This is a genomic window from Dysgonomonas mossii (assembly GCF_004569505.1).
Classification (GTDB): domain Bacteria; phylum Bacteroidota; class Bacteroidia; order Bacteroidales; family Dysgonomonadaceae; genus Dysgonomonas.
Map to the genome: position 1 here is coordinate 88,975 of NZ_SPPK01000005.1, position 13,530 is coordinate 102,504.

Annotated in this window: 14 protein-coding genes; 7 read left to right on the forward strand and 7 right to left on the reverse strand. The window is 38.4% G+C overall.

Features of this window, described 5'->3' with window-relative positions; genetic code table 11:
• Positions 1 to 46 precede the first annotated feature (46 nt).
• Both E4T88_RS14280 and E4T88_RS14285 read right to left on the reverse strand, forming a co-directional pair.
• On the reverse strand, positions 47 to 511 hold the full coding sequence (locus E4T88_RS14280; protein ID WP_135106575.1) for a GNAT family N-acetyltransferase: 465 nt from the start codon (positions 509 to 511) through the stop codon (positions 47 to 49).
• A 47-nt stretch (positions 512 to 558) separates the two neighbouring features.
• The gene (locus tag E4T88_RS14285; RefSeq protein WP_135106577.1) at positions 559 to 2,880 is read right to left on the reverse strand and encodes a monovalent cation:proton antiporter family protein; all 2,322 of its coding nucleotides are present in this window, start codon (positions 2,878 to 2,880) and stop codon (positions 559 to 561) included.
• Between the two features lie 457 nt (positions 2,881 to 3,337).
• Between E4T88_RS14285 and E4T88_RS14290 the strand changes: the two genes are divergently transcribed.
• The 4 genes from E4T88_RS14290 to E4T88_RS14305 all read left to right on the forward strand — a co-directional run bounded on the left by E4T88_RS14290 (position 3,338) and on the right by E4T88_RS14305 (position 6,783).
• Positions 3,338 to 4,006, forward strand: a complete 669-nt coding sequence (locus E4T88_RS14290; RefSeq protein ID WP_135106579.1) for a DUF2625 domain-containing protein — start codon at positions 3,338 to 3,340, stop codon at positions 4,004 to 4,006.
• A 24-nt stretch (positions 4,007 to 4,030) separates the two neighbouring features.
• Entirely contained in the window at positions 4,031 to 5,413 is a 1,383-nt protein-coding gene (locus tag E4T88_RS14295; RefSeq protein ID WP_135106581.1) for a nucleobase:cation symporter-2 family protein, read from the forward strand.
• 11 nt (positions 5,414 to 5,424) lie between these two features.
• Entirely contained in the window at positions 5,425 to 5,994 is a 570-nt protein-coding gene (gene xpt, locus E4T88_RS14300; RefSeq protein ID WP_135106583.1) for a xanthine phosphoribosyltransferase, read from the forward strand.
• Between the two features lie 84 nt (positions 5,995 to 6,078).
• Positions 6,079 to 6,783 carry a 16S rRNA (uracil(1498)-N(3))-methyltransferase gene (locus tag E4T88_RS14305; RefSeq protein ID WP_135106585.1) on the forward strand — a complete coding sequence of 235 codons (705 nt, stop codon included), beginning with the start codon at positions 6,079 to 6,081 and terminating at the stop codon, positions 6,781 to 6,783.
• 3 nt (positions 6,784 to 6,786) lie between these two features.
• On the opposite strand, the gene E4T88_RS14310 is transcribed toward E4T88_RS14305, so the two are convergent.
• From E4T88_RS14310 to E4T88_RS14330, 5 genes are read right to left on the reverse strand one after another with little or no spacing between them, the layout of a single operon-like run.
• On the reverse strand, positions 6,787 to 7,428 hold the full coding sequence (locus E4T88_RS14310) for a DUF3256 family protein (RefSeq protein WP_135106587.1): 642 nt from the start codon (positions 7,426 to 7,428) through the stop codon (positions 6,787 to 6,789).
• 11 nt (positions 7,429 to 7,439) lie between these two features.
• Positions 7,440 to 8,339: an EamA family transporter gene (locus E4T88_RS14315; protein WP_135106589.1), complete on the reverse strand. Its 900-nt coding sequence runs from the start codon at positions 8,337 to 8,339 to the stop codon at positions 7,440 to 7,442.
• Positions 8,340 to 8,357: 18 nt separating this feature from the next.
• Positions 8,358 to 9,527, reverse strand: coding sequence for a Na+/H+ antiporter NhaA (gene nhaA / locus E4T88_RS14320; protein WP_135106591.1), 1,170 nt, complete (start codon positions 9,525 to 9,527; stop codon positions 8,358 to 8,360).
• Positions 9,524 to 10,276, reverse strand: coding sequence for a tRNA pseudouridine(38-40) synthase TruA (gene truA / locus E4T88_RS14325; RefSeq protein WP_135106593.1), 753 nt, complete (start codon positions 10,274 to 10,276; stop codon positions 9,524 to 9,526). Before truA ends, nhaA begins: the two co-directional genes overlap by 4 nt.
• Positions 10,277 to 10,309: 33 nt before the next feature.
• Positions 10,310 to 10,966 (reverse strand): DUF5715 family protein, encoded by a 657-nt coding sequence (locus tag E4T88_RS14330; RefSeq protein ID WP_006841542.1) that lies wholly within the window; start codon positions 10,964 to 10,966, stop codon positions 10,310 to 10,312.
• Positions 10,967 to 11,093: 127 nt separating this feature from the next.
• On the opposite strand from E4T88_RS14330, the gene E4T88_RS14335 reads away from it, so the two are divergent.
• The 3 genes from E4T88_RS14335 (at position 11,094) to fabG (ending at position 13,475) form a co-directional block, all read left to right on the forward strand.
• On the forward strand, positions 11,094 to 11,885 hold the full coding sequence (locus E4T88_RS14335; protein ID WP_135106595.1) for a TrmH family RNA methyltransferase: 792 nt from the start codon (positions 11,094 to 11,096) through the stop codon (positions 11,883 to 11,885).
• Positions 11,886 to 12,103: 218 nt separating this feature from the next.
• Complete coding sequence (locus tag E4T88_RS14340; protein WP_135106597.1) at positions 12,104 to 12,697, forward strand: TetR/AcrR family transcriptional regulator; 594 nt, start codon at positions 12,104 to 12,106, stop codon at positions 12,695 to 12,697.
• 37 nt (positions 12,698 to 12,734) lie between these two features.
• A complete protein-coding gene (fabG, locus tag E4T88_RS14345; protein ID WP_135106599.1) occupies positions 12,735 to 13,475 on the forward strand; it encodes a 3-oxoacyl-[acyl-carrier-protein] reductase in 741 nt (246 codons plus the stop codon).
• Positions 13,476 to 13,530: the final 55 nt, after the last annotated feature.

Here is a 13,530-nt window from a genome sequence, read left to right on the forward strand (position 1 = left end):
AAATGTTTAAAATATAACGACAAAAATAGATGATTGTTTTTGTCTGTCATAATTTTAAGCGCATGGATGTATATGAAGGCTCTACAAAACCTAATTTTTTATATAGTTCCTTACCGTCATCTGTTGCGTACAGATCGATAGAAGAAACCCCTTTCTGTCTCGCTTCATTTATGATCTCTCGAATAACTTGTGAAGCAATGCCCTTGCGCCTGAATTCAGGATAAGTAACAACATTTAGCAATGTACCTGTCAATCCTGTGATAAAAGAAGGGTTTGCAGGCCTTTCTTGTATGATGAGGAATGCGGCAGATGCTATTTTGCCTGTTGGGTGTTTAGCTATCACAGCTATGAAATCTTCCAACGGGATATGCTTTGCCAAATAAACTTTTAGTTGAGCCCGGATCTCCTTTTCGTTCTGATCTGATAAACGTCCCTGATCCATTGTCAAGAAATCAATCCGAAGTCGGATCAGATCGCTAATATCATCCAAAGTTGCTTTGTAAATATTCATTATTCTTGTTGCTAAAAAATTATATCCCGATTTATCTTTCTAACTTTTTATAGATGAAGATTTTCTTTTACAAAACCATATATACTTTGCTTATCTCCGATAATCCACAAAATATCTCCAGTAGAGAAGGTTGTATTTGCCGGAGGATTGATCTTAACAGTTCCTTTACTCTCAAATCCCACGACAAAGCATTTCTTTTCTTTGCCCATTTCCGATTCGTATAGGCTTTTGTTATTCAGAACAGAATTTTCTTCCACGATAAGTGATATACATTTGATGTTAGAATGCGGATCATTGTCTTGTTGCTTAGAGAATTCGTGTATTGTCCGCAAAGTACTCTTGAACATTGTTATGCAATTCTTCATAGTCATCAGGCGGTCAATATTCATAATGTTTCCGGCCACTAAGAGCAGGTCGCCGGACTCTAGCACAAAGTCTCCGTTCGGAAAATATAGATCTTCTTCGCCTCTGCGTACTGTAATGATGATCAGATCGTATCGTTGCCTGAAGTCGGTATCCTTAAGCATTTTATGCTCATATTCAGAACCGGGTTCCAGTTTGAATTTCCCTACATACAGGTTGCTTTCTATCCAGTTTGTATTGTCGAGATCGTAAACGACTACTCCACCGTTCTGCTTTAGGGAATTTCTTCGTCTTTCTTCCAATATTCTCTGGTTGAAGTTTACTACAAACCTGTATTCTATTTTCCAATATAGCTTGAGCAGGTGCTTCGATTGTATCACAAGGAAGATAAGCACGCCAGCAATCAGTACCGATACCCAAATAGGGATGGTTAGAAACAGCCATAAGAGAACATAGATAAAAGCATAAGCAATGATAAACCGAAGGAGTATTAACGAAGATAGTATAATCCGGTTTCTTACACTTCGTTGCCAAAGTTTCAATATCAGGTAAGGCTGTTGCCCTCCTCTATAGACAAGCCCTTTGAGAATTGGAGAGATAGCCAGAAAAGTGATTACAAGGCAAATAATATTTCCCCAAGGTTCTGCTATATGTTCGTTGATAAATGGAGCGATGAAGCTCGATGTAACGATAATAGCACCAATACATAATGATATGAAAACAATGACATTCGATATGTAATTAGTTAAAAATACACTCCAGTCACTTTGATTTTTAGGATTTTCAAGCCTTTCGTCTTTTTCAAGTATTTTCTGCCTCCATGAGTCGGGTATGGTTTTCATCATCCAATTATAAAAAGGAATACTTGCAGCCATAAGGTATGGAGTAGTAAACGTAGTAAGTATAGAAACGGCAATAATGATAGGGTAAATAAAATTGTCTGCCAATTGATAGGCTATAGCCGAACTTGCCACGATAAAAGCAAACTCGCCAACCTGAGCCATACTGAATCCCGACTGGATAGATACTAACATCGATTCGCCGGATAAGCGTGCTCCTACAGCAGTGAATATTATTTTTCCTAATAAAACGGCCAATGTAATTATGATTACACTCACGAAGTTCTCTTGTATTACGGTAGGATTCATCATCATACCCACCGAAACAAAAAAGACGGCTCCGAAAAAATCTTTTATCGGTTTGGTTAGGGTTTCTATTTTTTCAAGCTTTATTGTTTCTGCTAAAATAGATCCCATGATAAATGCGCCCAATGCCGAAGAAAGTTCAACTTCTGTAGCAAAGACTACCATACCCAAACACAAGCCTAAGGAAATGATAAGCAGTGTTTCATCATTGAGCCATTTTTTTGCTTTTTTGAGAAAGGTAGGTATAAGGAATATACCACATACAACCCATACGACCATAAAGAAGATCAGTTTCCCTAAGCTGAGCAACATTTCGGTGCCTTCAAAGTGGCGGCTTACGGCAATCGTTCCCATAAATACCATGACAAGGATGGCAAAAAGGTCGTCAAATATAAGTATGCCGAAAACTACTTCTGTAAAACGTTTGCCTCTATATTTCGGGTCTTCAAATCCTTTTACGATAATAGTAGTGGACGATAAACAGAGCATACAGCCTAATATAAGACTGTTCCATGTACCCCATCCGAGCCATAGCCCGATAAAGTAACCGGATACACCGAGCCCTATGGCAATCATAATGAGTGTTATAAACCCTGTCTTTCCATTACTGATGAGTTTCTTGAAGCTAAATTCAAGCCCCATACCAAATAAGAGGAATATAACACCAATCTCTGCCCAGATATTTATATTTTCAGCATCGGTAACTGTAGGGAAAAAACTGGAGTGTGGACCTGTCAAGAATCCTGCAACTATATACCCTAATACTAAAGGTTGGTTTAACCATTTGAATATGATGGTTATTATTCCCGCAATTATCAATATAAAAGCTAAATCGCTAATTATAGATGGTAAATGAGTCATTGTGTTTATTTTATATGTGAACTAGAACTTTCTTTTTAGACAAAACTGTTTCATGTGGATAGTTTATTTATCTACAAATGAATGCTCTATATAATCTATTATTTGTGAATATAATTTAACCCTTCGGTAATCCTAGCAATTAGGAAATGGTTAAAAATACAGTATTTCACGCTTTTATGGGTATAAATTTAATAAAAATTGTCGGAACTTGGACATTCTTTTTTTGTTGAATGGGATTTTTAATACTGCAAACAGCCGATATTTTGTATTCTTTTATAATTGATTAGGTTGACTTTTTGTTCTTATAATCAATTGTTTAAATGTATGTTTAGTAGTGTGTCCGGATATATTCTATTATTCTTTCATTAATTATTTAGAGAATATCTATAAATATACTACTTTTGCACCTTAAATTAAAAATGAGGTAAACGACGTTTTACCATCAGTATATGTGCCAATGCGTACGCTACAAGAGCTTGTAAACACGGAAGACCCGGGTTGGCCGATTGTAAAAAAATGGATTGATCAGGCCAAAAACAAGGTGGAAATTCTGCCTTGCGAGCGTCAACGAGCCGAAAAAAGTCTGATACACACACAAGTTACCACACGCTCTCTGATGGGAGCAATTATCTACGAAACAGGCGGGCTATTAATAGACAATGGATGGATTCGTATTCTTGGATCAGGCAGTGATCGTATGAAAAGAACTCTTCCCGACTGGAATATGGGTAAATCTTTTTCTGAATTTGGAGAACCTGCTCCATATTTATTGGTTGCAGACGATGCCATCGGCGGGTTTTATGCAATTAACGGAGGTTTTTTGGGAGAAGACGCCGGAAACCTATACTACTTTGCTCCCGATATGCTTCAATGGATTCCTTTGGAAATGGAATATAGCCAGTTTCTTTTATTCTGCTTCGAGACAGATATGGATGAATTTTATCCCGGTATGAGGTGGGATGGCTGGCAACAGGATGTAATGCATCTGCGCCCTGACTATGCATATAGTTTTTTCCCTTTTTTGTGGACTGAAGAAGCTAAAGACATCAATACTATAGAAAGAAATGCTATTCCGATTGAAGAAGTATATAGCTTCAATATGGAATCGATGAATATAAAAGGTTAATAATCAAAAAAGAAGGAGGCTCAAATGGAAATGACAGAAAATGAGGTTGATAAATTTATCCAACCGATTCGCAAAACAGATCTTATTTATCAGATAGAAGATAATCCTCCATTTAAAGAGGCTGTCTTTGCCGGTTTACAGCATCTTTTGGCTATATTTATAGCTATCATAACCCCTCCGCTGATTATTTCCCAGGCTCTAAATTTTACTGTCGAAACAACAGGGTTTCTTGTTTCTATGGCTTTATTGGCGTCGGGTATATCTACATTTATACAATGCCGTAAGTTTGGCCCCGTAGGTTGCGGCCTGCTTTGTATACAAGGTACAAGTTTCTCCTTCATTGGTGCGCTTACCGCTAGTTTTGCCGCCAAAGGTGATATGGGCGAAGCTGCTATACTTGCCGCTATATTCGGAGTATGTATTGCCGCATCACCTGTGGAAATGATAGTTAGCCGATTACTTAAATATACAAAAAAGATTATCACTCCTCTTGTTTCAGGTATAGTGGTTACAATGATAGGACTTTCTCTTATAAAAGTGGCTATTATTTCTTGTGGAGGAGGTTTCAATGCGATGAGTGTTGAGGGTGCAAGATCATTTGGCAGTATGCAGAACTTAGGTCTGGCTGCACTTGTTCTTGTTTCTATACTTGTATTGAACAGTATAAGGAATAAATATATCCGCATGAGCTCTATTATCATAGGTATTATCATAGGATATGTGACTGCTTATTTTATGGGCTGGATAGATTTCTCTAAGATGGGAGCGATAGGGGCAATAACAATTCCTCAGCCGTTTAAGTATGGTCTGGGCTTTGACCTGTCTGCATTTATCGCGGTTGCTCTTATCTACTTTATAACTTCGATAGAAGCTTATGGTGATATTACAGCCAATTCGATGATTGGTGGAGAACCTATTGAAGGTCCTAAGTTTATGAAACGTGTACAAGGAGGCGTATTGGCCGATGGTATAAATTCTGCTTTAGCAGGAGTGCTCAACTCTTTCCCGAATTCAATATTTGCTCAAAACAATGGTTTGATACAGTTGACAGGTGTTGCCAGTCGTCGTGTAGGTTATTATATTGCCGCATTTCTGGTTATTCTGAGTGCTTTCCCTTTTGTTGGAGGTATATTCTCTATTATGCCTGAGCCTGTATTGGGTGGAGCTACACTTTTGATGTTCGGTACGGTAGCTGCCTCAGGTGTGCGTATTATTGCTTCTCAGGATATCGACAGAAAAGCAATACTTGTACTTGCAGTAAGCTTTGCATGTGGGCTGGGAGTTGAACTAGTACCTAATATTCTTTCGCAGATGCCTGCTACCATAAGCGGTATTTTCTCGTCCGGTATTACTACAGGAGGTGTAGTTGCTATAATCGCTAATGTTGTTATCCGTATTAAGGAATAAAAAATATTACAATGAAATTACTTAAAGATCGTATTCTAAAAGACGGAAAAAGTTTTGAAGGAGGAATCCTTAAAGTAGATAGTTTTATCAATCATCAGATGGATCCTATTCTGATGAAATCGATAGGCGTTGAGTTTGTTCGTCGTTTTGGGAATATGCCTATCAACAAAGTTGTTACAATTGAAGCTAGTGGTATTGCTCCGGCTATTATGCTGGGATACTTACTTGAGCTGCCTGTTGTTTTCGTAAAAAAGGCCGTGCCTAAAACAATGGTGAATATGTTGTCTACTACAGTATATTCTTTTACAAAAGACAAGGAATATACTGTATCGGTAAGTGGTGATTTTCTTACAAAGGACGATAAGGTGGTATTTATTGATGACTTTCTTGCAAACGGAAATGCTGCGGTAGGTGTATATGATATTATTAAACAGTCGGGTGCTGAACTATATGGTATGGGCTTTATTATCGAGAAAAGCTTTCAGGACGGCGGACGACGTTTGCGCGAGCTGGGGATTCATGTAGAGTCGTTAGCTAAAATAAAAGAATTAGGAGCGAATAAAATTATTTTTGAAGAATAGAAGTAAGTGATTTAAACATTTTGGTAGTGTCCTCTTTATGAAGAAGTATGTATCTTTGTAAAGAGGATCTGATTTTTAAGAAGAATGGATAAGACAATTTTCTATACACCCGATATATTGAGTAATCCCGAATTACCTCTCGAGGAAGCGCAACATTGTATAAAGGTACTGCGTAAAAAGGAGGGGGATGAGATCCTTTTAACAGATGGGAAAGGGAGTTTTTATGATGCTGAAATCATACAGGCTAACCCTAAACATTGTCACGTAAATATCCTGAAAACAATAGTACAGCCCAAAAACTGGGAGTGTAATATTCATATTGCTTTTGCCCCTACAAAAAATATAGATCGAATCGAATGGTTTGCTGAGAAGGCAACAGAAATAGGTGTAGATCGGTTTTCTCCGCTTCTTTGTCAACATTCGGAGCGCAGAGAAATAAAGCTTCAGCGAATAGAGAAAATTCTCGTTTCGGCAATGAAGCAATCGCAAAAAGCAATCCTTCCTCAATTGGATGAAATGCAATCTTTTTCGAAGTTTGTTAAACAAGATTTTGAAGGACAAAAATTTATCGCTCATTGCTATCCCTCTGAAAAGAAATCGTTGAAGGATGCTTATAAATTAGGGGAAAATGTTCTGATCTTGATTGGCCCTGAAGGCGATTTTTCGGAGCAGGAAGTAGAAGAGGCAATAAAAAATGGCTTTCAACCTGTTACTTTAGGGGAAAGCCGCTTGCGTACCGAGACAGCAGCATTAGCCGCATGTCATTCTATTCATGTGCTAAACTGGTAGCACTTATTCGGGCTTGAAAGAGAGCTTATCCCATGTATAGCGTTTAGGATTTTCGATGAGGAAAGGCTCTATCATCTTGTAATCTTCCCCGGTAAGATAATTCTCTATATCGTAATTTATTTCTAACGATGTGCTGTCGGGCGAAAGATCTATTGTTATCGGATTCATATCCAGTGCAGCATAAGCGTTGCGAAATTCTTGGCTATTCTTGTCTGTATTTGGTATAATGAAAGTATCCTTGTTTATCTTCGGAAACAGATCATTTTGAGGTATCGGGAACCATTGTGTAGTATAAAATTGTATTTGACTGTCACACGCTTTTCCACAAACAGTCTTTACAACACAAATTATCTTCGATTCGTTTATCAAAGGCAAAAGCTTTATCTGAACTGTTCCGGCCTCGGAAGTTTGCAGGGATATGTAATCAGAAGAAATGCCAATTCTTTCTATTTCTCCAAAAGAACCCCTTGGAGCTGTAATGCCTGTAGTATCATTCGGATTCGAAAGCAGTTTTTCTTTTCCGGCTGCGTCGAGCCCTGTAATCATGTTTTCGGGCATAGCAAGAAAAATTGTTTTCAGATCTTGAGCCGAAACTCCGGAAACAATACTGAATATGATAATAATTGCAAGTATAAACTTTCTCATTTTGTATCGAATTATTTTGTCCCCAAATATAGGAAAAACATTGCTATGATTATTAAAACAAGGTCTATCGCTTTTCCTTTTAAGTTTTTTTCATGGAATAAGAGTACTCCTCCGGCAAAAGAAACAAGCACGCTGCTGCGCCTTACCATAGATACAATTGAGATCATTGCATCCGGGTCTGTAAGGGCATAGAAGTACACAAAGTCCGCTATCGTAAGGAAAACAGAAACCAGAATGATACTCCATTTCCATCTGAAAGGAGTGTTATTCTTTCTTTTAGGATACCATAATACGATCATCACGATCAGAATCAGCAGACATTGGTACGAGTTGAACCAGAATTGAACTGCGGTAGAACTGAATTTCTGCATCAGAAATTTATCGTATAGCCCGCTTGCTGCACCGGCTATAGCAGCCAGAATCATAAAGAGTATCCACTTGTTTTTATGAAAGCTGATTCCCTCTTTTTTGCCCGAAAGGGATAACAGGAAGAATGAAATAATAGTGATAATCACCCCTATCCATTGATATAAATTGAGCCTCTCACCGAATATCAGCAATGCTCCCACCAGAGTCATAACGGGGCGTGTGGCGTTTATGGGCCCTGTAATTGTCAGGGGAAGATGTTTGATAGCGAAATAGCCGAATATCCATGATGTAAGTACAATAACCGACTTTACAAAAATATATCCGTGAGTTTCTATCGACACCGATGGAACATATCCAATTGTTCCGTACAGAGAATCGGGTGATATTTTTGATATAACGACCAACGGAAGCAGCAATAAGGAACAAAAAAGCGTGTTAAGAAATAATACGGGAATTACTGCATTTCCATCTACTGATTTTTTTTTACAAATATCATAGCATCCAAGAAAGAACGCTGAAACAAAGGCGAGAGCTAGCCACATTTATTTAAATCTTATTATCTATGAAATTCGTTCTCTTTCTTTTTTCATCACGAAGTTTAGCCATGTATAGCCGATAATACCAGAAGCCAAAGATGCCAGAAGTATCATCAATTTTGATTCGTTGATATAATGTATATCATCGAAGGCAAGAAGAGTAATGAAAATGGACATTGTAAATCCGATTCCTCCAAGCATGCCGGCACCCAATAGCCCCTTCCAATTGATTCCTCTTGGCAAGGCACAAATACCTGTTTTCACAAAGATAAAGCTAAAGAGAGTGATTCCGATTGGTTTTCCTACAATGAGTCCTAGCAGGATACCCTGTGCGAAAGGTTCACCTATCGACTGATCCCAGTTTCCTTCTATTATCATTGCTGTATTGGCCAAAGCAAACAAAGGTAATACTCCAAAAGCTATAGGATAGTGCAAAAAGTGTTGCCAACGATTCGACATGCATTTCTTTTCCCTTTTCTTGAAAGGAATAGTGATCGCTAATAATACACCGGCGATAGTGGCATGTACACCCGAGTTGAGCATAAAATACCACATGACGATCCCCCCGACAATGTAAGGGATCATATTATTGACATGGAATTTTTTATTCAGCAATAATAAAAGAACAAATATTCCTAAAGCCATCAGCAAGCTAACCCACGATAGAGAGGATGTATAAAATATGGCAATTACGATAATTGCGCCCAGATCGTCAATTACAGCTAGAGCCGTGAGGAACACTTTCAAGGAAGTAGGCACACGATTGCCCAACAGGGATAAAATACCCAATGCAAAAGCAATGTCCGTAGCCATCGGAATACCAAAACCGGATAGGGTAGGTGTGCCGTGGTTGAGAAACATATAAATACCTGCCGGTACTAACATGCCGCCTAATGCGCCGGATATGGGCAGCATCGCACGTTTTATATTAGACAGCTCTCCTTCGTATATTTCCTGTATAAGTTCAAGTCCTACCAATAGGAAGAATACCGCCATCAAACCATCGTTTATCCATTCGGCAACGCTATGGCTTCCTACTCCAAATTCCCAGATGCCTCTGTATTGTTCTCCAATCCATGATGAGTTTGCCAAAAGTATGGAGACGATTGTGCAAACAATAAGCACAAGTCCTCCTGACTTTTCACTTTCCATGAACCCTCTTAATGTCCTACCGCTAAGAATATTTATTCTCATTGTATAAAAATGTCATTATTGTATTCTATTTCTTCTAAAAAAAGAGCATGTCCCGGAACGGATATTCCGGCTTCACCTCTGTCTTTAGCCTCTATAATCCTTCGCATTTCTCCCGCATCTATCTTCCCTTTTCCTGCTTCCAGCAATGTGCCTACTATGGAGCGTACCATATTGCGGAGGAAGCGATTTGCCTTGATGGTGAAGATATAATCATTGCCTTTTTTCTCCCATTGTGCAGCTAGAATGGTACAATTATTCGTCTTTACATCGGTGTGCAACTTGCTAAAACTCGTAAAATCTTCATATTCGAATAAGATATCAGCACATGCATTCATCTTATCTATATCAAGATTTCCATGTACTTTATATTTCAAATGATGTAAGAAAGGATCTTTTTCTGTAGTGATATAATATCTGTATAGCCTGCTTGTTGCATCAAAACGTGCGTGAGCATCGGGTTTTACCTTTACAATACTATATATCGAAATATCTTTAGGGAGTATGCTATTTAGTTTTTTTGCGAGAAGCAGCAAATCAAGATTTGCAGTCTCATAGTCAAAATGTGCTGCCATCATTCGCGCATGCACACCCGCATCGGTACGCCCCGCACCCACTATTGTTGTCGGAGTACGCAGTAACGTTGAGAGAGACTTTTCTATGGTTTCTTGTACCGATACACCATTCGGCTGTATCTGCCAACCACAGTAATTTTCTCCATTGTATGCAAGGTATATAAAGTAGCGTTTCATATTTTTAGCAGCAACTAATTGCTTATTTAAAAATTATCTTACCGTGATATGAAAGCAAGATTGTTTTCTCTCATGTTTTATATAGCACCTGTCGCGTTCATGCAGATCATGCAAAACCTGCCCCAATATGGCTTTTAGTCTGCCGTCGTCCAAAACCCGGCTGTCTGTTGGGTTCACTTTGTCAAATCGGGTCCACGCTATATCTATTGTTGTTCCATAACGGTGTGCAGAATTATCACTTGCATTTCTATTTCTTCTGCTTAGCCCTTTTACATCATCATTGGTGCGTGTTATGCTCGTAATGATCGGCTTATAAAGCGGCATTTTTTTACTGATGAGCGAGTCTCTGAAGTTGATACAGATTTCGGATAGTAAATTTGCTGCTTTAGGAACTAGAAAAGGCATTGAGTGTGTAAGTTTATCAACACGGTAAATATCCAGTTCTATTGGGATACGTACAAGCTTGTCCTGATATAATGCAGTGTCTGCTCTTGTCTCCAAAGGCCCAACGCCGTTTGCTTCGGCGGCCTCGATATGTAAATCCGGTAAATCGTTGAATGTGAGATTGTAATTCCCGTTGAAACGAGTATATTTCTTTGGCTCGGTTGGAACCTCTTCTTTATTTTTTCCTTTTGTGCTGCAACTTATTAAGAATAGAATACCAACGGAAAGCATCCAGATATATCTCATAAAATAATTATCGTTTAGAGTTGTATATATAAATTGATTGTCTAATAAAGCTTACAAAGGTATAAAATAACAGGATTTTGTCGGTAATTAATTCTTATTTTTGCATTATGATAACAATTAGGATATAATGGAAAAAATTGTCAGCCTGCAAAATACGAGGATAAAAAATATTGTAAAGCTTTCGAAAGCAAAAGAACGGAGAGAGCAAAATTTATTTATAATAGAAGGGGCTAGGGAATTAACTCTTGCTCTGATGGCGGGCTATGAGGTTGACTCTGTGTTTGTATGTCCCGAACTGTTTGTGAAAACAGATTATCCCCATGTTCTTGAATCTGTATCTGACACTAAAAAATTTGAAGTTTCGGAAGCCGTTTTTGAAAAAATAGCCTATCGTGAAGGCTCTGACGGGCTTTTAACTTTGGCTAAACCCAAAGGACATACGTTGGCAGACCTTAAACTTTCAGATAACCCGTTCCTTATTATACTCGAATCTGTAGAAAAACCCGGTAATTTAGGCGCTGTTCTACGTACGGCTGATGCAGCGCAAGCTGATGCTGTAATTGTTTGCGATCCTGCCACTGATATCTATAATCCGAATGCAATACGCTCTAGCGTAGGATGTCTTTTTACTGTGCAGACAGCCGTTTGTACATCTCAGGAAGCATTGAGCTATTTGAAAAGCAGAAGTATAAAGGCTTATGCCGCTGAACTGAATGCTTCACAATGGTATCAGGATACCGATTTTACTAAACCCTCTGCTATCGTTATGGGTACAGAAGCGGATGGTCTGACTCACTTTTGGCTCGATAACGCCGACTATCGTGTAAAGATTCCGATGAGGGGTAAGATCGATTCACTCAATGTGTCTGTTTCTACTGCCATCCTTACATTTGAGGCGATGCGACAGAGAGGTTTTTAAACCTCCGGAACCTCCCATGGTAACTTGTCTATTTTTCTTATATTAAGCATTTGCTATTGATATATACGTAGTCGACAGGATAAAAAGCCTGAGTAGCCTTATCCTTATTCTGTATGTATAAAATTCCTAAAAGTGATAAAACCAAAGGAAAATCCTATGTATTCAATATTTTTATGCTAAATTTGCACACTTGTAATATTTGTGTGCAAATTTAGTTTATGGCCATAAACAAAACCCGAAATATCCTGATAGATGTAGCTCGTCAGCTATTTGCAAGGTTGGGGGTGGAAAATACCACCATGAATGATATTGCAGTAGCTTCGCACAAAGGGCGGAGGACACTATATACATATTTCAATAATAAGAATGAGGTGTATCAGGCGGTTCTGGAGACGGAGCTCGATCAGATGTTCCATGCTTTGCAGACTGTAGCAAATAAGAATCTTCCTGCAGACGAGAAACTTCTTTTGTTTTTTTATACGCGATTTGATGCAGTGAAAAATGTTGTGGCAAGGAATGGTACATTGAAAGCTGATTTCTTCCGTGATATCTGGCGTGTGCAAAATGTAAGGAAATCGTTTGATAGAAAAGAAATTCAGGTACTGAAAGATATTCTGAACAAAGGAGTGGAAGAGGGTACTTTCGAGATGCCCGACACTCAAGCTACAGCTGAAATACTACACCATGCGCTCAAAGGATTGGAAGTACCTTATATCAGAGGACAGATTAGAGCAGAGAGCCTGCAAACCGAATCGCAAAGAGAAAATATTGCTTACCTTATATTTGAGGGAATAAAAAAGAAGAAAAAGTAGATTGTAAACTATATAAATTTAATTTATACTTTAAATTATGAAATTACTAGAAGGTAAAACCGCTATTATTACAGGTGCAGCTCGTGGTATAGGTAAAGCCATCGCACTTAAATTTGCAGAGCAGGGAGCAAATATTGCATTTACTGACTTAGCTATAGATGACAACGCAAAAGCGACTGAAGCAGAGATTGCAAAATTTGGAGTGAAAGCAAAAGGATATGCATCTAATGCTGCAAATTTTGAAGACACTCATAAAGTGGTAGAAGAAATTGCAAAAGATTTCGGACAGATAGATATTCTTGTAAATAATGCAGGGATTACCCGTGACGGACTGATGATGCGTATGACTGAGCAGCAATGGGACATGGTAATCAATATAAACTTAAAGTCTGCATTCAACTTTATTCACGCGCTTACTCCAATATTTATGAAGCAAAAGAGCGGAAATGTCATAAATATGAGTTCTATCGTTGGGCTTAACGGTAATGCCGGACAAGCTAACTATTCTGCATCTAAGGCAGGGATGATTGGCTTGGCTAAATCTGTAGCAAAAGAACTCGGATCGAGAAATGTTCGTGCAAACTGTATTTGTCCGGGATTTATTATTACAGAAATGACCGGAGTATTGTCTGAAGATGTAAAGAAAAAATGGGCAGAACAAATTCCGTTACGTCGTGGAGGAACACCTGAGGATGTAGCGAATGTTGCTGTATTCCTTGCATCGGATTTGTCCGCTTATGTTACAGGAGAAGTTATTCCTGTTACAGGAGGTATGTAAAAACATATTGTATCAAAATAGAAACGGCTTCAAATTATATTGAAGCCGTTTTTTA